General features: G+C 36.2%; 21 protein-coding genes. 2 read left to right on the top strand and 19 right to left on the bottom strand.

Annotated features, from left to right (window positions below; genetic code table 11):
* Nucleotides 1-2 precede the first annotated feature (2 nt).
* From rnr to HF969_RS07205, 7 genes are all read right to left on the bottom strand, one after another.
* Nucleotides 3-2,333, bottom strand: coding sequence for a ribonuclease R (gene rnr, locus HF969_RS07235; protein WP_090290185.1), 2,331 nt, complete (start codon nucleotides 2,331-2,333; stop codon nucleotides 3-5).
* A gap of 21 nt (nucleotides 2,334-2,354) precedes the next feature.
* The gene (locus HF969_RS07230) at nucleotides 2,355-3,125 is read right to left on the bottom strand and encodes an alpha/beta hydrolase (protein ID WP_245694849.1); all 771 of its coding nucleotides are present in this window, start codon (nucleotides 3,123-3,125) and stop codon (nucleotides 2,355-2,357) included.
* A gap of 127 nt (nucleotides 3,126-3,252) precedes the next feature.
* Nucleotides 3,253-3,486 carry a preprotein translocase subunit SecG gene (secG, locus tag HF969_RS07225; RefSeq protein ID WP_090290184.1) on the bottom strand — a complete coding sequence of 78 codons (234 nt, stop codon included), beginning with the start codon at nucleotides 3,484-3,486 and terminating at the stop codon, nucleotides 3,253-3,255.
* Between the two features lie 171 nt (nucleotides 3,487-3,657).
* Complete coding sequence (gene rlmN / locus HF969_RS07220) at nucleotides 3,658-4,794, bottom strand: dual-specificity RNA methyltransferase RlmN (protein ID WP_090290183.1); 1,137 nt, start codon at nucleotides 4,792-4,794, stop codon at nucleotides 3,658-3,660.
* Nucleotides 4,795-4,912: 118 nt separating this feature from the next.
* Nucleotides 4,913-6,196, bottom strand: coding sequence for a dihydroorotase (locus tag HF969_RS07215; RefSeq protein ID WP_090290182.1), 1,284 nt, complete (start codon nucleotides 6,194-6,196; stop codon nucleotides 4,913-4,915).
* Between the two features lie 8 nt (nucleotides 6,197-6,204).
* Nucleotides 6,205-7,125 (bottom strand): aspartate carbamoyltransferase catalytic subunit, encoded by a 921-nt coding sequence (locus HF969_RS07210; protein WP_090290181.1) that lies wholly within the window; start codon nucleotides 7,123-7,125, stop codon nucleotides 6,205-6,207.
* Nucleotides 7,126-7,130: 5 nt separating this feature from the next.
* The gene (locus tag HF969_RS07205; protein WP_090290180.1) at nucleotides 7,131-8,054 is read right to left on the bottom strand and encodes a dihydroorotate oxidase; all 924 of its coding nucleotides are present in this window, start codon (nucleotides 8,052-8,054) and stop codon (nucleotides 7,131-7,133) included.
* Nucleotides 8,055-8,374: 320 nt separating this feature from the next.
* Here HF969_RS07205 and mnmH point away from each other — a divergent pair, with 320 nt between their 5' ends.
* On the top strand, nucleotides 8,375-9,400 hold the full coding sequence (gene mnmH, locus HF969_RS07200) for a tRNA 2-selenouridine(34) synthase MnmH (RefSeq protein ID WP_090290179.1): 1,026 nt from the start codon (nucleotides 8,375-8,377) through the stop codon (nucleotides 9,398-9,400).
* 50 nt (nucleotides 9,401-9,450) lie between these two features.
* Here mnmH and HF969_RS07195 read toward each other — a convergent pair whose 3' ends face one another.
* The 3 genes from HF969_RS07195 to pepI form a co-directional block, all read right to left on the bottom strand.
* Nucleotides 9,451-10,227, bottom strand: coding sequence for a nucleoside phosphorylase (locus tag HF969_RS07195; RefSeq protein WP_090290178.1), 777 nt, complete (start codon nucleotides 10,225-10,227; stop codon nucleotides 9,451-9,453).
* A 224-nt stretch (nucleotides 10,228-10,451) separates the two neighbouring features.
* On the bottom strand, nucleotides 10,452-11,003 hold the full coding sequence (locus HF969_RS07190) for a histidine phosphatase family protein (protein ID WP_090290177.1): 552 nt from the start codon (nucleotides 11,001-11,003) through the stop codon (nucleotides 10,452-10,454).
* A gap of 6 nt (nucleotides 11,004-11,009) precedes the next feature.
* Nucleotides 11,010-11,891: a proline iminopeptidase gene (gene pepI, locus HF969_RS07185; protein ID WP_090290176.1), complete on the bottom strand. Its 882-nt coding sequence runs from the start codon at nucleotides 11,889-11,891 to the stop codon at nucleotides 11,010-11,012.
* A 136-nt stretch (nucleotides 11,892-12,027) separates the two neighbouring features.
* Here pepI and HF969_RS07180 point away from each other — a divergent pair, with 136 nt between their 5' ends.
* On the top strand, nucleotides 12,028-12,333 hold the full coding sequence (locus tag HF969_RS07180) for a DUF4298 domain-containing protein (protein WP_090290175.1): 306 nt from the start codon (nucleotides 12,028-12,030) through the stop codon (nucleotides 12,331-12,333).
* Between the two features lie 53 nt (nucleotides 12,334-12,386).
* On the opposite strand, the gene HF969_RS07175 is transcribed toward HF969_RS07180, so the two are convergent.
* The 9 genes from HF969_RS07175 to HF969_RS07135 all read right to left on the bottom strand — a co-directional run bounded on the left by HF969_RS07175 (nucleotide 12,387) and on the right by HF969_RS07135 (nucleotide 23,457).
* The gene (locus HF969_RS07175) at nucleotides 12,387-12,587 is read right to left on the bottom strand and encodes a cold-shock protein (protein ID WP_090290170.1); all 201 of its coding nucleotides are present in this window, start codon (nucleotides 12,585-12,587) and stop codon (nucleotides 12,387-12,389) included.
* Between the two features lie 394 nt (nucleotides 12,588-12,981).
* The gene (locus HF969_RS07170) at nucleotides 12,982-13,638 is read right to left on the bottom strand and encodes an ABC-2 transporter permease (RefSeq protein ID WP_090290174.1); all 657 of its coding nucleotides are present in this window, start codon (nucleotides 13,636-13,638) and stop codon (nucleotides 12,982-12,984) included.
* A gap of 156 nt (nucleotides 13,639-13,794) precedes the next feature.
* Nucleotides 13,795-14,460: an ABC-2 transporter permease gene (locus HF969_RS07165; RefSeq protein ID WP_090290173.1), complete on the bottom strand. Its 666-nt coding sequence runs from the start codon at nucleotides 14,458-14,460 to the stop codon at nucleotides 13,795-13,797.
* The gene (locus HF969_RS07160; protein WP_090290172.1) at nucleotides 14,457-15,305 is read right to left on the bottom strand and encodes an ABC transporter ATP-binding protein; all 849 of its coding nucleotides are present in this window, start codon (nucleotides 15,303-15,305) and stop codon (nucleotides 14,457-14,459) included. Before HF969_RS07160 ends, HF969_RS07165 begins: the two co-directional genes overlap by 4 nt.
* Complete coding sequence (locus HF969_RS07155) at nucleotides 15,292-15,678, bottom strand: GntR family transcriptional regulator (RefSeq protein ID WP_090290171.1); 387 nt, start codon at nucleotides 15,676-15,678, stop codon at nucleotides 15,292-15,294. Before HF969_RS07155 ends, HF969_RS07160 begins: the two co-directional genes overlap by 14 nt.
* 112 nt (nucleotides 15,679-15,790) lie before the next feature.
* A complete protein-coding gene (locus HF969_RS07150; RefSeq protein WP_090290170.1) occupies nucleotides 15,791-15,991 on the bottom strand; it encodes a cold-shock protein in 201 nt (66 codons plus the stop codon).
* Between the two features lie 443 nt (nucleotides 15,992-16,434).
* Nucleotides 16,435-21,678, bottom strand: a complete 5,244-nt coding sequence (locus tag HF969_RS07145; protein ID WP_168427183.1) for a G5 domain-containing protein — start codon at nucleotides 21,676-21,678, stop codon at nucleotides 16,435-16,437.
* Between the two features lie 487 nt (nucleotides 21,679-22,165).
* Entirely contained in the window at nucleotides 22,166-22,366 is a 201-nt protein-coding gene (locus HF969_RS07140; RefSeq protein WP_090290170.1) for a cold-shock protein, read from the bottom strand.
* 227 nt (nucleotides 22,367-22,593) lie between these two features.
* Nucleotides 22,594-23,457 (bottom strand): GNAT family N-acetyltransferase, encoded by an 864-nt coding sequence (locus HF969_RS07135; protein WP_090290534.1) that lies wholly within the window; start codon nucleotides 23,455-23,457, stop codon nucleotides 22,594-22,596.
* Nucleotides 23,458-23,759 lie beyond the last annotated feature (302 nt).

Here is a 23,759-nt window from a genome sequence, read left to right as displayed (position 1 = left end):
TCCTAGTATTTCTTTCTTTTAGTCTTTTTTGTTCTCTTTGATTTGCTTTTTGCAACTACCTTTTTACCTGCTAAATTTTTATCCATTTTAGTTGAGGTTTTTCTTGGTTTGCCTTTTTTCTTATTTTGAGTGGAAAATTGTATCACTTTAGGATCGATACCTTCCACGGGCTCAGCTTCAATCAGCTTAAAGTCAATTTGTCTATCTTCAACACTTACACTTGAAACTTGAATTTTGACCCGCTGTCCAATTCTAAAGATCTTATGTGTTCTTTCACCAATTAGAAGCATGTGGTCTGGATTAAAATGATAATAGTCATCCTCTAAATTTTGGATCGAAATGAGACCTTCTACCGTATTTGGCAAGGCGACAAAGACTCCGAAAGAAGTGACTGAGGAAATTGTTCCCCAAAAACTCTCGCCAACCTTATCCATCATAAATTCTGCCTTTTTAAGTGCATCTGTTTCTCGTTCTGCATCCACCGCCCGACGTTCCATCTTAGACGAATGAATTGCAATTCCTGGTAACTGGTCTTCTAACTTTGAAATCTCTTTATTAGAAGGCTTTCCAGCTAAGTATAGACTGATTAACCGATGGACCATCAGATCGGGATAACGTCGTATAGGAGAAGTAAAATGAGTATAGTCATCTGCTGCTAATCCAAAGTGTCCGGCTGGTTCTTCAGAGTATTTTGCTTGTTGCATGGATCGCAACATCATAGTAGAAACAGCTTGTTCATAATCCTCACCTTTAACTTTTTTTAGAGCTTCTTGCAAGGCTCTTGGAGCCATATCTTCCGTATTTCCTCTTAAAACCACTCCAAAACTTGAGATGAACTCGGCAAATCGATCCATCTTATTTGAATCAGGCTGTTCGTGAATCCGATATAAGAAAGGTAATTGTTTTCCCAAATAGTCTTTAGCGACTGTCTCATTAGCGGCTAACATAAAAGACTCGATTAAGCGTTCGCTCGTAAATCTTTCTCGTAAAACAATCTCAGTTGGATGTCCTTTTTCATCCACTAAAATCTTAGCTTCCGGTGCGTCAAAATCTAAAGCTCCTCTTTGACGACGCATCTGGTAAAGAATATCATGCAGTTCAGCCATTTCTTCTAACATAGGAACAATCTCTTGATAGTCTTGTCTTAAAGTAGGATCACCATCTAGTATGGCATTTACATCTGAATAAGTCATTCGATAGGATGAATGGATAACTGATTTATAAATTTGGTGTTTAACCACTTGTCCTTGATTGTTAATCACCATCTCACACGTAAGACTTAAACGATCTTCCTTTGGATTAAGTGAACAAATCCCGTTAGATAATCTTTGTGGTAACATCGGCACCACACGGTCTGTTAGATAGACAGATGTTCCACGCTCATAGGCTTCACGGTCAATGGCCGATCCCGGTATCACATAATGAGAAACATCAGCGATATGAACTCCTAAATGATATTCTTTATCAGAAATTTTCTGCAGACTAATCGCATCATCTAGATCTTTAGCATCGGCTCCATCAATGGTAATGATTAATTGATCCCGTAAATCTTTACGACCTTGAATTTCTTCTGGCTGAATCGTTTGCTCTACTGCTTCAGATTCTTTTAGTACTTCCTTGGGGAATTCATGCGGAATACCGAATTGGAAAAGCACAGCTAAAATATCTACTCCCGGAGCATCTTTATGGCCAATTTCTTTTGTAACTAGTCCAACCATCTCATTCGGCTTGTGGCCATCTGGATATTCGGCTATTTCAACAATACAAATGGTATGGTTGGCCGGATGAATACCATCCGGTCGAATAAATATTTTTGTTTCATCCGGAAATTCTCCTTGCGGTTTAATATATCCTACATAACCTGTAGACTGACGTTCGTCTTGGTTAAAGGTATAGAATTCTCCGACTAATTGACTTGCTTTACGGTCTATTACTTCAACCACTTGTGCTTCTGACCCTTTACCGGTTGCTGGGTTAACGTGTTTTACAATCCTAACTCGGACCGTATCTCCTTCCATTGCTCCTCCATTTTTGCCTCTCGGAACAAAAAAGTCGCTTTCTGCATCTTCATAAGAAACGAAACCAAACCCTTTTTCATTTGCTCGATATATTCCTACTACCTCTTCATTAGAAGAAAAGGCCTTAAAGTGTCCCTCGGGTGTTAGCTGTATCTCTCCAATTCTTTCTAAAAAAGCAAGGGCCTTAATCAATTTCTTATAGTTTTTAGTTCCTCGATAATTAAAAATTTGAGAAAGTTGATCTACCGAAAAGGATTCCTCCTTATTTCCTTGTAAAAAAACAATAATATCTTTTTCTAATCTAGATAAACTCAAGTTTTATTCTCCTCTCTCACCTTATAAAGGTTGGGTCACTTGTTTTACAAAATCTAAGACAGATCGATCAAATTCTTTACGATCACGATTGGTCGGTATTGAATGGGTATTATGGGGGAAATAGTGAAAATCAATGCGTGCGTTGACTAAGTAATCTTGCAAGAGATAACTATCTTCTGGATCAATTAATTCATCTTCGCCGGATTGAGCAATATAGAAAGGGACATGAATATTCGTTAATTTTGATGCGATTTCTCGCTTTATTATTTCTAGTTCTTTCATCTGTTGCCAATGCTCTTCCAAGATATCATCAAATTCTTCCATAAAAGTCTCAGTATCATGTCGCTGACTAGCCAAAAACTTGCCTAAATGCATAAATGAATTTGATATATCAATAGGCTCTTCCGTCACGACTGGCGCATTAAAAATCCCACCGCCACTTCCTTTAAAATCTTTTTGTGAGATAATGTCAGTCGCCATTACCCCGCCCATTGAAAGACCAAAAACCAAGAGGTGGTCATAATCTTGTAATAGCATCCAATGATAGGCTTCATGTGCTTCCTGACGCCAAATGTTTGGCGAATACTCTAATACCGTTTTTATATTTTGCGTATCATGCCCACTAAATTGTGGAACTAAAACGGTATAGCCTTGTCGATTTAATAAGCGCGCTAAAAGGTTCATATCACGAGTTGAACCTGTATAGGCATGGAAAAGAAGAACTCCTACCCTTTTATCGTCACCTTCTAAATAAACAGCCTTATCAAATGGAACATTAATCACTATTTTCACTCCTAACCTCTTACTAGTATTGTATCTAAACCTTGTAAGAAACAAAAGAAATTCCTCTGATTCTAAAAAAATACGCACATGTGGCAGTAGAAGGCCAGCATGTGCGTCTATTCGTAATATTAATCTACTATTTAGCTGATAAATAGGCTAACGCTAAGGCAATAACAAAAAACAGCACGCCCAAAACAGTTGTTGCACGAATTAAGAAAGCCTCGAAACCACGTGCTTTAGATTTAACAGAACCATCATCTCCTCCACCTGTAAGAGTTGATGCTGCATTACTCTTAGACGGTTGCATAATAACTAATAATATAATCAAAATTGATACCACAATTAACGAAATCATTAAAGCGTTATACATAGTTGCCCTCCTTTATATGGACTATCTAAGAAATTATATCACACTTTATTAAATATGTAATAGCCATTCTTGAGATCTTTTTAAATTACCGGAAGAAGCCCTTAAGCGCTTGACCCATGGTCCAATTGTAATAGGGCTTTATTAAATTTAAAGATAAGCTTCGATTCGCCTTTAATTTGTTTGTGCAGAAATTTTAGCAGCTTTACGCTCTTGGGATAACTGACGAATTTCTTCTTTAGTCTTCTTAGCCGTCTTATTTTTTCTTTTTCGCTCATATTGAGATCGTAATTGCCCACAGGCTGCTTCTATTTCAGTTCCATGCTCCTTGCGAACAACACAATTGACATTATTTTTCATTAAAATATCAAAAAATCTGGCAATATTATCCGCTTTTGATCGTTGGAATGGATTTTCAGCGACCGGATTGTAGGGAATCAAATTGACATACGCTAGTTTTAACATTGGCTTTAACAAAGCCGCTAATTCTTTAGCGTGTTGAGGGGTATCGTTGACCCCATCAATCATAATGTATTCAAAAGTAACCCGTCGATTAGTTCGTTCAATATATTCATAAATCGCATCAAATAATTCTTCAATCGGATATTCACGATTAATTTTCATAATCGAAGACCGCGTTTCATTATTCGGCGCATGGAGGGACACAGCAAGGTTCACCTGCAACCCTTCACGAGCAAATTCACGAATTTTGGGCGCCAGTCCGGAAGTTGAGACGGTGATATGACGCGCCCCAATGGCTAATCCCTTGTCTGAGTTAACGATTCTTAAGAATTTCATCACATTATCATAGTTATCAAAAGGTTCTCCGATACCCATCACAACAATATGCGAAACTTTTTCACCTTGACCCAATTGATCTAAATGACGTTGCACATACATAATTTGAGCAACAATTTCACCCGCTTCTAAATCGCGAACTTTGGGAATCAAGCCTGATGCACAAAATTTACAACCGATGTTACACCCGATTTGAGTGGTTACACACACAGAAATACCATAATGGTGATACATCAGAACCGTTTCAATCATTGAATGATCATGTAATTCAAATAAAAATTTAGTTGTTTTGTCTTGAGCCTTTTGGACAATCTCAGTGCGTAAAGGCGAAAAAACAAATTCCTCAGATAAAGGCTCAAGTATTTTTTTAGGAATGTTAGTCATTTCCTCATAAGAAGCCACATGGTGCCGGTAAAGCCATTGCCAAATTTGATCTGCCCGATAAGGCTTTTCGCCCCTTTGAGCCAACCATTCGGTTAAATCGGCTAAAGTTAAACTATATATTGATCTCACTAATAAAAACCCCTCTACTCATTCAAAACTTCATGTTAAGTTTAGCACAAACTACCTAACATGTCTTTATTTTGTTAGTGAGTCCTTAAAAACAAATAAAGCTTTTTGTTTTTTTAACTTAATCTTGATAAACAAGATGGCCTTGGTAAATCGTTGCGAGTGTCCTTCCTTTAACTTGCCAACCTACAAAAGGAGTATTACTTGCTTTAGAGGCGAATTCACTCGGATCAATCGGAAAGTCTTGATTAATGTCGAAAATAGCTAAGTCGGCAACTGACCCCACTTCAAGAGCGGAAGACTGTAAATTGAAAAGCTTCGCCGGTGCCCACGACATCCAATGGATCAACTGTTGAAGAGAGCAAATTCCACGCTCAACTAAATAGGTATACAGTAAAGCGAAAGCTGTTTCTGAACCCACAATGCCAAAAGGTGCTTTGAGCATACTTTGATTTTTTTCTTCTGCCATATGCGGGGCATGATCAGTCGCAATACAATCAATCGTTCCATCGAGCAAGCCTTGAATTAAAGCTGCTTGATCAAATCGGCTTCTCAAAGGTGGGTTCATTTTCCAATTGCCCTCATCTTGTGGAATGTCTTCATCACATAATAAGAGGTGGTGAGGGCATACTTCACAAGTCACACGAACACCTTCCGCCTTAGCAGCCCGGATAACTGCAACGCTTTCCTTAGTAGATACATGGCATACATGGTAATGACAGTCAGCTTCTTTGGCTAAAATACAATCTCTAGCAATTTGACTCGATTCTGTCGCCGAAAAGATTCCCGGTAAACCTAGCCGCTCACTCGCCTTACCCTTATGCATGACTCCACCAAAAAGCAGAGAATTATCCTCAGTGTGAGCCACAATCGGGCGGTCTAGTTGCTGGGCAATTTGCATGGCTTGTAGCATTAAACCAGCAGTTTGTACCCCTTTTCCATCATTGGTAAAAGCCACCGCTCCCGCCTTTGTTAGAGCAGAAAAATTAACCAGTTCTTCTTCTGAAGTAATTCCTAAAGAAATAGGCGCATATTGATGTACTTTAATGCAAGCTTCTTGCTGATTTAATTTTATTAAATCAGTAAAATCTTCCAAGTTATCGGGTACCGGATTTAAATTAGGCATGGCACAGACTTGCGTGAACCCACCTCGCGCCGCTGCTTGAGTGCCAGTTTGAATGGTCTCTTTCCCTTCAAAACCCGGTTGACGAAAATGAACATGCAAGTCAACCAGTCCAGGAGTAATCAAACCTCCTTGACCATCAAAAATTTTAAGTTCTTCATGAGATAACTCATTTAATAGGTCGATGCCAATAGCACAAATACGTTGCTCCTTAATCAAAATTTCAACAGGCTGAAATCCTCCTTGATGATTCAACATCCGCACGTTCTTGATTAATAACATGTTCTCTCCTACTTTCCATTCATAACTGCTTCGATAATCGACATTCGCATAAAAACACCATTTTTCATTTGTTCAGCGATTACCGATTGGTCTGACATCACTAATTCATCTGCTATCTCAACGCCCCGGTTGACAGGTGCGGGGTGCATAATAATCGCATGCTTTTGCAAACGACTTGCTCTTTCCTTGTTCAAACCGTATAAGCGATGATAGGTTTCTGCATCGAATCGATCCGGTTGGTCATGGCGTTCTAATTGAACACGCAAGAGCATTAATACATCAACCTCTTCAATTAACTCATCCATTGGTAAATAACGACCAAAGTGATCAAAAGTTTCATCGTACCATTCTCTTGGACCTGAAAAATAGAGTTCTGCGCCTAAACGTGATAATATTTCAGCATTCGAATGGGCAACACGTGAATGACTTAAATCACCTACAATGGCTATCTTTAATCCAATAAATTGATTGAACTTCTCATAGATCGTCATTAGGTCTAACATACATTGAGTAGGGTGTTGAGAAGCCCCATCACCCCCATTGATAATTGACAAACTTAAATACGGTGACTCCATTAAGGATTCGTAATAATTTTCCTCCCGCGTACGCACTACTACCGTATCGACACCCAATGATTCTAAGGTAATCAAGGTGTCCAATAGGGTTTCACCTTTGGAAATGGATGATGATTTAGCATCAAAAGAAATAACTGGCATACCCAATTTCTTTTCAGCCATTTCAAATGATAAGTGTGTTCGTGTCGAGTTTTCGAGGAAAACATTGCATACAAAGTGACCTGGATACTGAGGTAAGAGAGATCGGTCTAAATTTTTAAATTCAATGGCCCGATGAATCAACTTCATAACCATCCCAGAGTTTAATTTTTTAGTTGAGACAAAGTGTTTGAATACTAAATTGTGATTGCTCATTATTTTTACTCCTCAATATATCTTAATTGACCGCGGAAATCCTTTAGATTATGGTAGCCGTAGGAAGTCATTATTTCACTGAGTTCTTGATCTAAACGTTCAAAAATTTGAGGTCCTTCCGTCATTAGAGCCGTTCCTACTTGGACCATCGAAGCCCCACAAAGAATATGTTCAAAGGCATCACGGCCAGTAGCTACACCGCCCGTTCCGATAATAGCTATCGAATCATTTAAGCGTTGATAAAAGGCATGAACATTAGCCAATGCTGTTGCTTTAATTGCAGCTCCTCCGATTCCGCCAAAACCTTGTTTTGGTTTAATCGCTACTGATTGATCGTTAATCCATAAACCGTTACCAATTGAATTGACGGAGTTGACGAAAGATAGGGGGAATTGATTTAAAATACCTGCTACTTGATCAAAATGTACCAAGTCAAAATATGGCGGTAATTTTACACCTAAAGGCTTATCCACAAAATTAAAAACTTCAGCTAAAATTTCATCCATTAAATCAAAATCATAAGCTGTTTGTGGCTTACCCACAACATTAGGACAAGAAAGATTTAATTCAATTAAACCGTCGAAGCTTGATTCTTGAACTTTATGCAAAACTTGATAAATTTCTTCTTTAGAAAGACCTGTCACAGATAGAAAAACATCTGAGCGATCAATTTCCTTCAAATATTCTAAGTAGTAATCAATCCCTAGATTGGGTAGCCCCATCGAATTAATGGAACCATGAAGATGTCCTACATAGCGAGGTTCTGGGTTGCCATTGCGCGCATGACTAGTAGCGGTTTTGGTAACAAAAGTAGCAGCTTGAGAATTTAAAATATCATCTAACTCATCACTTGTTTGACAGTGGACACCGGCGGCATTCATTAAACAAGACTTGAAGGAACGGCTAGCTATTTGGGTATTAAGCGTCATTTCATACTTCCTTTCATAAGTTGAATTCGCTTAGTTTTAACCAAAAAAGAGGTCAGTAACTATAAACCGTTACTGACCTGCTTGCGCACATAAAAGGATAGTCAATGAAGAGAGTAATCTTCACTGATCTATTTATATAAATCTTTCATGTATCTCGTACACGGTTAAAGACTAATAAAATTTCATTCATTATAGCTTGATAAACTGAAAAGATCAAGGTTTATTTGCAGAAAAATAATCTTCTCTTTCCTTTTGTGATCATAAGATGTAAAATTTTAATATTAGACTGATAATAAAAGTAAATAAAAGTGGGTGAGAATTTGAAAAATATAATCGACTATGCAGAGGCTCATTCTTTGTCTAATCCTCTTTGGATTGATGTGAGGAGTCCTAAGGAATTTGCTCAAGGCCATCTCCCACATGCCACAAACCTTCCTGTGATGGATGATCAAACGCGGCATGACGTTGGAACACTTTATAAGCAAGGACAGATTGACGAGGCTAAACAAGTGGGTATAAATTTTATGAGTAGTATTTTACCGAATTATTTTCGTCATATTTTAGCAGCTAACCAAAAGCACTCTTTAATTTTCTATTGTAAAAGTGGCGGCTTTCGTTCTTCTTCAATTGTTGGTTTATTAGATGGACTAGGTTTGACAATTTATCAATTAGCTGGAGGGTATCAAGCATATCGCCAACGTGTATTAGATCGATTAGAAGTACTCCCTCATCAATTTCAATTCGTATCTTTAGACGGTATGACCGGAACAGGCAAAACCTTAATTTTAAAACACATCGAAGCAATGGGTGCTCAGGTATTAGATTTAGAAGGTTTAGCGAATCACCGAGGTTCGCATTTTGGTCAAATTGGATTAGGTCAACAACCTAGCCAAGCTAATTACGAAGCGGCCTTAATTAGCAAACTTGAATCATTCCAACCGGGCATTGTTTTCATTGAAGGAGAAAGTGCCAGTATTGGCAAAGTTCATACACCCCACACGCTTTATCAAGTTTATAAACAATCCCCCCATCAAGTCTATATTGATTCACCATTAGATTTAAGAATTCAGCGAATAGAAGATGAATATATAAATGATTCTGATCAGAAAAATTTAATAGAGATCAAAGAAACCTTAAATCGAATGGATAAGATGAACCCGCAGCGCAAGGCTATTCATTTAGAATCCCTTAATCAAGGTGACTATGCCTCAGTGATCAAAGATCTCATCATTTCCTATTATGATCAGCATTACACACTGAAAAATAAAAATTTTGAGTATCGGATCATTAATTATTCTTCGTATGATACTGCACGTGCTTTAATCGACCTTTATGAAGTTTTATAGTAAAAAAGCAGCGACAAACTGTCGCTGCTTTTTGTTTATATAGGATGTATCTACTTCCACACCAAGGCAAAACCAATTGCTATTTGAGCAATGAAAGCTTTAGAATCTAAGGCAACATGATCGGATAAAGAACGACTGTCCCAAGCTTCCTCACTTAAATGATCGGCAGCATAAAAGAAGTGACACACTTCAACTGATCGTAATTGAGCCCACGCGGCTACGGCTGAACATTCCATATCGACACAGATACAGCCTTGCTCTTTTCGCTTTTTATACCGATCGATCGTTTCCCTAAAAATAGCATCCGTTGTCCAAACCTTACCGATACGCGATGAAATCTCTTTCTGGTTGAGATATGATTGAAAGTCTTCTAAGCTCCTTGAATTTACGTCTAGTTCATAGCTTGGTTTAAGATAGTGGAACGATGTTCCTTCATCCCGCACCGCTCGATTTGGAATAATAATTGCTATATCTTCAATACTAGAATCCAGAACACCACAGGTTCCAAATAAAATAAGGCGTTTCATACCCATTGCCCATAAGTGCTCCAGAACGCCTACACAAGCCGGACTTCCTACTTGAGAATTGAAAGCAGCAATTGTTTGTTTTCCAATTTGTAGCCGATAAATGGGAATTTCACCGTGGGCAGTAGAAGTGGAAGCAATCACTTCATGTGGATAATCATTAATCATTCTTTGGAAGGTTGAGCGGGCAAAGCAAGAAACTACTGTGTCTGGAAAATTATCTACTTTCTCTGTGACTTCTTTAGGGTTAATAATGGCTCGGGGGTTATGATCATATTCATGTAAAGGTAAGTGGCTATTCATATCGTTCCTCCCAATTATTTTTACTATTTTACTAAATTCTCTAGTTGTTCACAAGAGAAAGACAATTTTTATTATTTTTAATGAGGGAACGTAGAAATTAAAACCTTTAATGATTCTTACATGATCCATTAATAATGCCCTACGATACATTGATTAATATCTTAACTTGAGGATCCCTTCTTCATTAGAAATTCGATGTCCAGTAGAATAAATCTCTTCATGAACTAATGAATTTGAATTTTTTTCCACTCTTCAACTTGTCTTTTAGAATACTTTAATTCATAAACTTGGGGTTGTTTCATACTTAAGAAATCTTGATAGGAAAACTGTTTTTTTGTCAGGGCATTCATTAATACGGACAAAGCTGTGCCATGACTAGCAATAATGATATTTCCTTGTGAGAGCTCTGCTATTTCCTCAAAACAAGATAAGACTCGATGAGACACTTCATTTAGTGACTCCCCATTCGGTAACTTATAATTAAAATTATCCCATTGATTTTGCGCAAAAGTTTGAAAATCTTCCACCCATTCCCCAATCCTACGCTCTCGTAAATCTTTCTGGTAAATAATTTTTAAATTTAATCGTTCAGCTGTAGGTTCAATGGTTTGTTTGACACGAAGATAGGGACTCGCATAAATAGCACTGATTTCTTTATCTTCAAAAAAATTTGCCAACTCCTCAGCTAATTTTTTTCCTTCAACCGTTAAAGGTGCTTGTTCGTTTTTAACGGTGAGATCTCGTATTGAATGTCTAACTAAATAGATCCTCCTCATATTTAATCAATCCTTTCGATTTAACCAATCGATTAAGACATTGATGTACTTTTCCGTTTCATCAATGTAACACATGTGTCGACTATACTGGAATAACTCCCATTCAGCATTGGGAAGATTATCATACATCGTTTTAGCAATGTATGGAGAAGAAAGATCCATCGCTCCACTGATCACTAAGGATGGTTGTGCGATTTCCCTTAAGTGATCCGTATATTCAAAGCCAGACAAAGTGCCAGTCGGTGTAAACTCATTAGGCCCCCACCCTACCATATAAGCTTCTGAACCAGCTGATTTTTCTCTTTTTAGACAAGCAGGTGAATCTTCAGTGACTGGACCACAACAATATCTTTCCATGAACACATTAAGTGCTTCAAGGTAATCAGATGATTGGTAATTGCCACTTTCTTCAGCTTTTAGAATAGCTTGACGATGGACTGCTGGCATTAGATTCACTCGGCGCATCCCTTCTTCGCGCCAAAGTTTGGCTGACGAGAGGGTTGAAGAAAAAATATACGACTTCACGCCTGTAGGTTGCTCTTCAATTTGATATATTTGTTGCAACATTCCTCCCCAAGATTGTCCTAAAATATGAACTTGATCTAATTTCAAATAATCTCTTAGAGCCATTAATTCTTCTTTCCATACCTGTGCAGTAAATAATTCTGGTTGTCCTGTAACCATAGATAAGCCACACCCAATTTGATCATACATAACCAATGGACGATCATCTAATTCAGCAAGAGGGTCTAAAACTTCCAAGTAATTGTGAGTAGACCCTGGCCCACCATGAAGTAGGAGTAAAGGTGTTTTACTGCCTGCCGGATTTACAATGCGGTAATAGGTCTCATGCCCTTTAAAAGGCATTTTTCCTTCAATAATCTTCATATTCATATCTCCTTTTATTTTCTTTTTCTATTATCACCTAAATAGAATCTCGATGCCACTTTCGCTTCATCTTTTTTATCGCAAGTCCAATTTATTAATGATAAAATAATAAAAAATTGATTTAGGGGGGTATAAATTGAATAAGATTGATCACTTTATTGGAATGGAAAAAAACTATTTATCGGTTGACCAATCCGTTAATCAATTAATGGAACAACTCGATGCCTTTCAAGCCCAGCAGGAAAAAATTGCAAAACTGATCAACTATTATGGTAGTCCGGAATGGTATGAACATCTAGAAATGGAAAAAGAAGAATTGTTACCTAATGATTCTACACGAGCAGTTCTTGGCGAAGATTATGCTTATGAAACACTGGGTAATCTCAGACAATGTGCAATCCAAATGTTAGAGCTGAGTACCCACATTTTTAAAATTTATTAGAAAAAACTTCAAATAAAAAAAGCCCACCAGCAAAGCTGGTGGGCTATAATTTATTATAGTTTTACGATGTTTGCGGCTTGATCGCCACGATCGCCTGAAACAACGTCGTAAGACACTGCTTGGCCTTCATCTAATGATTTGAAGCCGTCTCCAGAGATAGCTGAGAAATGTGCAAAAACATCTTTCCCGTCTTGTCCCTCGATAAAACCAAAACCTTTATCTGCATTAAACCATTTCACTGTACCTGTATTCATATATAAATCCTCCTGTGTGCATTTTATGCACTTTGTATTGCAATAACTAAATAATTAAAAAGAAGATTTACATTTGTTGGATGAAAATGACTTAATTAACTTATTTCTTTACTACTTACCTAGTATAGTTGAAAAATATTGATTTGTCAACTTTTATTTGAAAAAATGACGTTTTAATATAGGTTACGCTAGGAAAGCAAGTAGCTCTATGATAGCTAGCCAAATTCATTTTATAAAATCTTATTATAAGATCTTATTATAAGATCTTATAAGTCATAATGTGAGATGAATTGATTAAGGCCCAAACTATCAACTTTATATCGAATTATATACCTTCGTGAATTCAATAATAGAACTCTTAGGTAGAAATAACTGAGGTTCATTATTTGTATACTTAAAATTCACGTCTTTGCATAATTCTCAAACTTATAGTTAAAGAAATAAAATAGGTAATACCCATCGCTAGAATTGAGGTGATGAGTCGGTTCCATTTATTTGAAAATAAACCTTTCAACATCTTGGATACGTCTATCCAAATAAAAGGATAAGTTAAAAATAAGAATGTTGCTCCGATCATGCAAAAAATGATTAAACTGAAGATTATTAACTGCGTCTTTTCAGCCCCAAACTTTAATTGAATGGGTAGTAAAATCCAAAGTGTGATAGAAGTAGCAGCTAAAATCATTAGTATATTTAAGGAATTATCCATAAAATTAAAAGTTTGTACATTTTGAAATAAAGCCACTACTGAAGTTAGACACTCTTGAAACACGAATAAAAGAACGATTATTATGATTGAAGATAGATATTTTGCGCACACGTAATCTTGGCGAGTATATGGCAAGGCTGAAAGCATTGACATCCCATTATCACTGTCATCATAAGTGATGGTCGGAAGTATAGAAATCAAAACTGTCATTGAAATGATACTCATTAAAACGATCTCGCCAGACTTTATGTACAAAAAAATGTAAATCATGATCAATGGTAATAAAATACGCAGCTTCGTTTTACGAATGAATAACCAATCCTTATAAAGTAATCCTTTCATTTGTCACCACCTCATTTATTTAATCAAGTCATAAGCTGAACCCGTTCAAACTTTTTAAGTGAAATTTTAATAGCAAGCTTTGCATTAGTATGGCCAAATTAAAAGTGAAAAATTAAGTGAATACTTATTAGCTGAATAATGTCTTATAGCTCCAATTTAATATTCACGCTTTTGCATGATTCTGCTGCTTATATAATAGGAGATGCCCATCATTCCTACTATCACTAGTATCAATAAAAAGAAAACATTCCAATCATTTGCTAAGAAATTTTGCAAGAATTGTATTTGATCCAATGAAATTAACTTAAACTCCCTAATAAGATATAGAACTCCCATTATTCCTCCAAATAATAGTCCTCCTACTACCACCATGGCAATCATTGCTTTTTTAACACCGTATTTTAAATAAATGGGAAGTAAAATCCAACACATAGCAGAAGATACCACTAAAGTACTCAATATTTCAAAAAAATTGTCAGTAAAAGAAAATTCTTCAATATTTTTGAAGATAGCCATACCGGAGATCAAGCCCACTTCAAAAATCAATAAAGTAATGATGGTTATAACTGCAAACAAATATTTTGAACGCACATAGTCTTGCCGTGTATACGGTAGCGATAAAAGCAAGGGCATACCATTATCATACTCATCATAAGAAATAGTCGAAACAATGGAGAATATCCCTACCATCGAGGTGTAAGTCATAAAAAATAATTTATCGTTCCCACTATAAAGAACAATGATTCCTACCACTACTGGTATCAGAAATCGCAGACCCATCTTCCGAATTAGTAGCCAATCTTTATAAAGTAATCCTTTCATTTTTGCCCACCTACCATTAATTTAATTAAGTCATCCACTGAAGCTTTTTCGATAATTACTTGCGGATAATTTTCTAAATAAAACTGTCTTTGATTGGTTAAGCAGCAATAACCATAATTTGTTTGATCAATCTTTATGATATGCGTTTGATCGATCTGATCCAGTTCTTCTTGACGAAACTTTAAAATACCATAGCTAGATAAAAGTTGATCCATTTCCTCGTACATAATTATTTTACCTCGATCGATGAGGTAGAAATCATCGCAAATCCCTTCCAAATCTGTGGCAATATGGGAAGAAATTAAAATGCTAGTTTGCGGATACTCATCTAAATATTCACGCAAAAGATCCAATATTTCTTCACGCGCCACCACATCCAATCCTGAGGTCGGCTCATCCATTATTAAAAATTGAGCCTTATGCGAGATAGCCGTAATTACTTTCAGTTTTGCTTGCATACCTGTCGAAAAATTTTCAAACTTTTTATCCCAAGTTAACCCTTGCTGATCTACAAAATGTCTAAACATGGGCTCATCAAAGTTTCGGTAGCTACGTTTTAAGATAGCTAAAACATCTTTACAATTCATCACTCGACTAAAGCTGGAATCCGACAAAACGACCCCCAACTTCTCCTTATCATGACCAGTTAACTGATTAATCGGACGCCCAAGAAATTCAATTTCCCCTTGATCAGGAAAGATCAGACCGAGAATCGCCTTGATCGTCGTTGTTTTTCCTGATCCGTTTCTACCCAAAAAGCCGGTTATCATTCCTTCTTTAACTTGCAAACTGCAATCGAGCTGAAAAGAACCGTAATTTTTCTTTAAATTATTAACTTTTAACATCCCAATCCCCCATTAATAAATCAAATATGGACTGCATTTCTTCTTTACTTAAGTGAAAAAGTTGTGCTTTTTCAATCGCTTGAGCCATAATAGTTTCCACTTGCATCAACTGTTCATTGCGTAAAAGTTCTTGATTGGCTTCTAAAACATAAGATCCTTTACCATGAACTGTCTCAATAAACCCTTCTCTCTCCAATTGGTCATAGGCCTTTTTGACCGTTAGCGCACTGATCTTCAATTCCTTAGAAAGGGATCTCACGGAAGGAAGCGCACTTGAAGCCGGTATTTCTCCTGCTAGAATCATTGCGGTTATCTGATCTACAATTTGTTCATAAAGAGGAGTCATACTTGTATTATCGATAATTATTTGCATGCATTTTGCCCCTTTCGCAAACAGTATATAACAGCATATAACACTTGTCAATCAGTTTATAATAAACTACACAAAAAAAGCCCACCAGCAAAGCTGGTGGGTCTAAATTTTATTAAAGTTTTACGATGTTTGCGGCTTGGTCGCCACGATCGCCAGAAACAACGTCGTAAGACACTGCTTGACCTTCATCTAATGATTTGAAGCCGTCTCCAGAGATGGCTGAGAAATGTGCAAAAACATCTTTCCCGTCTTGTCCCTCGATAAAACCAAAACCTTTATCTGCATTAAACCATTTCACTGTACCTGTATTCATATATAAATCCTCCTGTGTGCATCTTATGCACTTTGTATTGCAATAACTAAATAATTAAAAAGAAGATTTACATTTGTTGGATGAAAATGACTTAATTAACTTATTTCTTTACTACTCACTTAGTATAGTTCAAAAATATTGATCTGTCAAACTTTATTTGAAAGTAAATGATGCTTTCATACCGATCTAAGCTGCTTTACTTTTCATCTTCATTAAAGGTCTTCTCATTTAATTCAGCTGCAATCTATTCTGCGTTCTGTCCAATCCATACAGGCTATCTATCAATTCGGCTTAAACAAAAAAATGGTTCATCTTAACAAAAATATTCATCGGAAATTCAGAAATAAATTTTTATAAAAATCAGAATCTCCCTCGGAAAAATATAATCCAGAGAAATTCTGATTCATTTAAATTTCTAAACTAATTCTGAAATTTGAATTTAATTATTCTTGATTTTCTTTCTTTTTGGGCACTGCAAGAAATAGTCCCCCTAAAATTGAAAGGACTGCTCCTGAGAATAAAGCAAATGATCTTGTGTCTCCTGTATTTGGCAATGCTCCCGCTCTAGAAAGCTCAGACTCTTCTGATCCTTCTGAAATTTTCGAGCTTACTAAGCTCTCTTCTTTATCCTCCGTAACCTCCGAATTAGATTCTACTGGGTTTTCTGAACCCACTTCATCCAAAGGTGTCTCAGGAAGCGACTGCGGTTTCTCAGGAACTTTACCGGTTCCGACTTCGATAATTGCTTTCACCGGCGCCTGGATCACTTCTTCCGTCACAATTGGTTCGCCGCTCGGCTCACCATTTAACGTAGGAGTGACCGTTTTAATCACTTTCATTCCCTCTTTACCTTTTTGAATAACTTTTTCTTCCCCTTTTGCAAGGTTAGCATTCTCTACGCGCTCGGTTTCAAACGGAATCGTTTGCTCTTCCTCTGTAACAAGGGTATCAACAACTCCGGTTCCGACTTCGATAATTGCTTTCACCGGTGCCTGGATCACTTCTTCCGTCACAATTGGTTCGCCACTCGGCTCACCGTTTAACGTAGGAGTGACCGTTTTAATCACTTTCATTCCCTCTTTACCTTTTTGAATAACTTTTTCTTCCCCTTTTGCAAGGTTAGCATTCTCTACCCGCTCGGTTTCAAACGGAATCGTTTGCTCTTCCTCTGTGACAAGGGTATCAACAACTCCGGTTCCGACTTCGATAATTGCTTTCACCGGTGCCTGGATCACTTCTTCCGTCACAATTGGTTCGCCACTCGGCTCACCGTTTAACGTAGGAGTGACCGTTTTAATCACTTTCATTCCCTCTTTACCTTCTTGAATAACTTTTTCTTCCCCTTTTGGAAGGTTAGCATTCTCTACGCGCTCGGTTTCAAACGGAATCGTTTGCTCTTCGACTTCGACTTTTTCACCGTGCTTGATGTAAGTTACAACTTCGACTATATTTTCATCATCAGCCATCAAAGTTACACTTGTCACTTCAAGTTTATCCGCTGTATAACCAGACAATAATGGACTTTCAACTGCTCCTAAAGTATTACTGTCACTCTTCCAAGTTCCAAATTCTTTTTCCCCTGTTACCTTATTTTCAGTAACCTCACGCTTAAATGTAATCGTCTGTATTTTGTTTGGCGCGGCTTGTGACTGGTCTTCTTTAAATACATACTTAATAGTACGACTAATATCCTTAGATTCTTCACTTGTTTGTGTTCCATGTACTAGCACATATATAAATTCGTCTATATCACTTATAACAGAAGTGTATTTTTGTTTGGAATCATAGGATGGGCTTGTTTTTACTTCATACCCTTTCGCAAGATAGCTATCGATTTCTGTTTGAATATCGTGACCTATTGCTTCTCCTGTTAGGCCTGACAAATCTTTACGATACAACTCTTTATTAGCAGTCTCATCTTTAATAATGAAACGTGCTTTTTGAGTCACAGATAATGGCGCAAGCAAATCGCTCACTTCAATCTTATCATATCCTACTAAATCTCCTATTTTAAAATCTGTATTTCCTGATAAGTTGATAAAGTATTTATCATCAATAGATGTCAATCGATTTGGAGAAGCATTGGTTGCGGAAACGTTCTTTGGCATAACTACTTGAACACGGTAAGTTCCAGAATCGAGATTATCAAATTTAAAGTTCCCCTTTATAGGATCATTAGAAGTGATTGCTTTAGTTGTCTTTTCAAACTTTCCGTCCTTATTTTGTTGCCACAGAACTAAGGTTACATCAATAATTCCATTATCACCCTTTGTGAAAGAGTTAGATAAATCATCATCAGAGAAGACTTGGCCTGATAAAATCATATTCTGTTTCGATAATATACTAAAGATAGAATCTGGAGCAGCTACAACTAATTTATTGTTAGCGTTACTTGCTTGAACAATGGTTTTAGTGATTGCTTTTTCGCCATCACGTAGATCCTTTTCTGCTTTCAATTGGTAATTAATGCCGATAAGGTCATTAGCAGATAGAGGAGAATCAAATATAACTTTAAAGGCTGTCACTGCATCAATATCAGTATAACTATCGGACCAATCATTTGTACCTAACTCTACATAGTGCTCATTCACATATTGAGGTTCTAAACTATTAGAATATAACAATTTGTATGCTACGTCTTGTCCATTTAGGCTAACATCTAAACTTTTGTCAATTAAAAGTGATGTTAAATCAGATCCAGCAACATCTCCCACTTTCGGAATAAAAGTAACAACTTCTACATTTTCGATGCCCCAATTTGGTCCTACTTTCAATGTGAAATTTTTATCCACTTTTTCGGTTGGTTTAATGACTAGCTCTTCTACAGGTTCATAGGTAATCTCGCTATCCTTTTTCTGTTTTGAGTTTGTAGCAATCTGACTCAAGTCAGTCAGTGTATAACTACGTTTTAAGGCATAGGCCTGATCAATATTCATTCCCAATCCAGATAAAGTTTTAATAACCTGATCTTCAGTGTACTCAGTCATTTTTCCGGAAGCTCCCCCATCATAAGGAGCGGTAATCGTATATCCCGTCACAATATCAGAATATTTCCCGGGAAGATAATCATGAAGTTCATGAGTATTAATGCTTATTCCGAAATGATCTGTACTATAAATAGTATTAAAAGTTAAATCAGTAAGAATGTATGTTGTATAATGCAAATATTTCCCATCTGCCAGTTTCTCAGTACCATTATTTGTTTTATAACTTTGAAGATTTGATACAGTTGAGGCCATTAAATCTATGTTTCCATTCGAAAAATTATCTATTTGGAAGAAGGTGACCTCTCCAGCTTGATCAAAGTCCGATGACGTTATATCCCAAATTTGCGAATTAATAGTATCTTCCGATGAAATTGGACTATAACTTGGCAGTTCAAAAGTAATTGGTTTTTCTCCTAGTATCATCTCAAAATAACTAGTACGACGTCCATCTACTCCTGTATCTATACGTTGACGTTTTTCATCAAAAACATTAGCCGTCAACTCTACAGTTCCTCCTGACTTTTGCTTAAAGTAAACATAAAAACTTTCATAAGATGATATCGCTTTCTTTCTAATCGTTTCTAGAATCAATTTCTTAACTGGTTTAATTTTCAATAGCTCATTCAATTCATTCAATGTCTTAGCTTCCAGAGTTGATCCGTCCGCATAGATTAACTTAGTTAAAGTGTTTTCATTCATTTCACTTGAATAAGAGCCAATAAGCTTCACTAGCTCTATACCATCTGGAATATTAAACACATGCTGAACCTGACTACCCATTGGCATTTGTGATTTAAAATATGTTTTAGCAGTAACTCCTTCGTCGACGGTTATAGTTTCTTTATCTATTTTCTCCGATACACCAGTAAAATGTTCGATCATCGTCAGCTTGTATAAATAGCTCGCTTCGGCTAACCCCATAAGGCGTCTTTCCCCATTTTTTTCGACATAATAATTGACAGGAATTGAAGCTTTTTCATTAGGATTTAAGTTCTTAGGATTGTAATAAACTAAATTAGTATAATCAAAGTCTCCTCTTGAACGTAATTTGCCCTCAGTCAACATTTTAGAAGTAACATCTAAAGTCTTTAAATCTTCTTCGGATGAAAAACTAGCATCTGTTACTTTGGAGTCAATTTCTAAAATAAATCTTGTTTCTTCTCCCAAAAGATGAACATTTTCATTATCATTAAATAAAATTCTCCCTCTCATACCTGAAGAACCCCCATCTGAAACTTTTACATAAGAAGTAGGCTTTTCAGATACTTCATCAATTTCATTAGGTCCAGAAGCATCCATAAAGGCTGCTACAATTTCATCGATTGTTTTTTCAGTGGGTGCTGTCATATTTAGATTTATGAAGTTTCCAGAACTAATTATTGAACTTCCTTGAATCATTCTCAGTCCTTCGTCAGAATCCACAAAAGACTTACTCAACTGAATAATAGCATATCTAACATCTTCATTGTAGCTTACTTCAGGCTTTGGATTTCTAAAATCAAATTGAATCTCGGAATTAACTTGTATTGAAGTATTAGCGGCCAAATTATCAATACCTATTATAGAAAAAAAAATTTTTTCTGAAATATTTCCTAAATTTCTTGATTCAGAAACACGTATATATTTTTCAAAATATTTACTAGGGAAAACTACCAGAGCAAGATTAGACAAATCTTGGGAGGAATTGTTTGAAATAGAAGTAGTTAACAAAGTCTCATAGTTTTTATAATCTTCACTGTCCAAAGCTTCTGGGTTAGTCACAGAAATGATTGGGCCATTTATTTGAGGAAGACTCTCCTTTGATAATATAACATCCTCTCGCATGAAATCCCACTTTGAAGTGATGTCATTATATAATTCTATATCAAAAATCTTTAGCTCATCTAATTCGGATTCAGCATTAATATATTTGTCTGGATTTGTATTTCTATCATTTAAATAGGCTTCATAATTAATTTGACTACCAAAAAAGAATACATTCCGTTCTAATTCAGAAGTGAAGTATTTAAAATAGTCTTCTAAAATTGGAGCCGAATCATTTACTAACTCTGTCACAACCGTTTCAGTGGGTAACTCAGATGTAGACATCACTTGACTAGCGAGGGCATCCACTTGATTGTCCTCTTCTTCAATTGGCTTGTCAGACACAATCATTTGATCTTTTAATTCTGATTCGTTTCCTAATTTTGAATTTGAACCTTCTAAATCAAACTGGTCCTCATTATCTGAACCCACTTCTGAAAACTTTGTAACTTCTTCATTATTCATTGATTGATCTTCTGCTTTTTCTTTAGAAACAGTTCCTTCTTCCGAAACATTTTCAAACGAAACATCCTCTTTAGTGGATGTTTTTCCTTCAAGAAAAGTATCCTCGTTTGTTGGCAATTCAGTTAGAGTTTGAGTTCCTGTTATTTTATCCGAATCTGGCGTTGTGACAGTGTTCACTTCATCTGTAGGAATATTGCTTACAGCTTCCGCATCTTCATCTCTTGACGCCATAGATGAAGATGCATTAGTAGAACTATTAAGCTGACCTATAACTGCGTCTTGATTATCATTGGCGCCATTAGCCTCTTGGGCATACACTGTTGTGCTAACCGTTAATAAAGCAACTGTAGCTGTCCCTAAAAGGATTGATTGTGCGCCATACGCTTTAAATTTACGTATAGAGAAAATTTGCTTTTTGTTTAAAAAATTCAATATTTTGTTCCTCCTAAAAAAATGGGTAAAAGAATTTTAAAAATATCCTGATCCCTCATATAACTATTCGATTATATTTTTAGTATCGAATCGTCCTCACATCATTTTATATTATATAAATTGTAAATCATTAGTCTTTTAATCATCTATCAATTCTCTATTGACTGAATCTCTATGATTAAACATCCTTAAATTCTAAAATCACTTAGTATCTTTACTTTCTGTCAGATTTTTTATTTAGTACTTTTAGTAAGAAAGAAATAAGGAGAAAATTTTACCGGATTCAAAAAATTAACTTGAAGTTTGTATATTTTTATGCTCTTTAATCAGTAACTCACGATTAAGACTCTGCCTATACGGCAAAAAGCTAGGATAGCGTGCCAGCGATATGTTAAAGATAATCACTAATATTTTTTAAGTCTATAGGAATTTAAAAACTAATTGAAAAAAATAAACTCACCAGCAAAGCTGGTGAGTTTAAATTTTATTAAAGTTTTACGATGTTTGCGGCTTGGTCGCCACGATCGCCTGAAACAACGTCGTAAGACACTGCTTGGCCTTCATCTAATGATTTGAAGCCGTCTCCAGAGATGGCTGAGAAATGTGCAAAAACATCTTTCCCGTCTTGTCCCTCGATAAAACCAAAACCTTTATCTGCATTAAACCATTTCACTGTACCTGTATTCATATATAAATCCTCCTGTGTGCATCTTATGCACTTTGTATTGCAATAACTAAATAATTAAAAAGAAGATTTACATTTGTTGGATGAAAATGACTTAATTAACTTATTTCTTTACTACTCACTTAGTATAGTTCAAAAATATTGATCTGTCAAACTTTATTTGAAAGTAAAATGCGTTTTCAAACAATAAAGACCAGAAAACCTGTAGCACGAGTGGTTTGAAAATTAATTTATGCTATGAAATCTAAATAAACAATTCGGGTCAGTTGTGAAAATCCTAGTTTTTGATAGAGACCAAGAGCGGGTAGATTACCCACTTCAACTGCTAAATGAAACACTTTGTCCGAATGGACCATTAAGTCATTCATTGTCTTCTTCATTAAGTAACTGGCTATACCTTGACCTTGAAATAAGGGATCTACTGCAATAGCAAATAAGTAATTGACATCTGTATTTTGATCGACTGAAACAGAAGCGACCACTTTTTCATCTTTTATGGCGAGATAAATAGGACTTTCAGGATTTGCCACCGTTTCCTTCGCATACCTTAAGCTCAGTTCATAGTCATTCTCGAAGCTTTCCGCTTGAAAGCGTGCGATAGATTCCGTATGAACCATGGCAGCTCGCTTGACATTAATATCTAAACGCTCTCCAATGACATAGGGCATTCGATCACGTCCCATCAAAATTTCCTCTTCAGTTATTTCTAACCCCCAATGACTTATCAGCTGAGGATGTTCATCTAAGAAAACCCGCTCAGATTTAAAAGTAACTGATTCAATCCCAAAAGGTGCTGTTTCTACTTTGAAATTTTGATAAAGTTTGTGTCCGATCCTGTTTAAACGGTGTTCCGGATCCACCATGAGTGTTATTTCCACTTCTGGGTCATCTGCATACACAGCCAATAAACCAACCATTGTTTCTCCATGAAACGCTGTAAAGAAACTTGGCATCGATCGATCAAAATTATAGCGATTAAAGAGATAGGGATCAGAATATGTTTGATCCTCTTGGTGACAATGAGCAATAAGACGTCTTGCAGCTTGACGTTCTTCACTTGATAGACTTTGTTGAGACCGGTATTTAATTTTCATAATGTTTCCTCGCTTTAAAATTTGATATGAAAGAATTATTTCTCCATGATAGAAAATTCAGCATCCTATTCTCGTATTCTTGAATAAATAGAGTATTAAGTAACCTTTTCTTCTATATTACATTAAAGTAAAAGTAGTTGCTATTTGAAGACTTGTATAGCATATTATAAATAACGGCTCTATGTCAAATAGGGTTGATGCCCTTATGGAGACTAAGCAACGAATAGTTGCTTGGTCTCTTTTTCTTTTCTTCCTGACACATACAATCTTGATATTAAAAGTATTCTATTTTTAAAATGAGA

The organism is Facklamia miroungae (genome assembly GCF_012396555.1).
In the GTDB taxonomy this organism is placed as follows: Bacteria; Bacillota; Bacilli; order Lactobacillales; family Aerococcaceae; genus Facklamia; species Facklamia miroungae.
The sequence above is the reverse complement of the archived record's forward strand: the minus strand, read 5'-3'. Positions and strand labels throughout refer to the sequence as shown.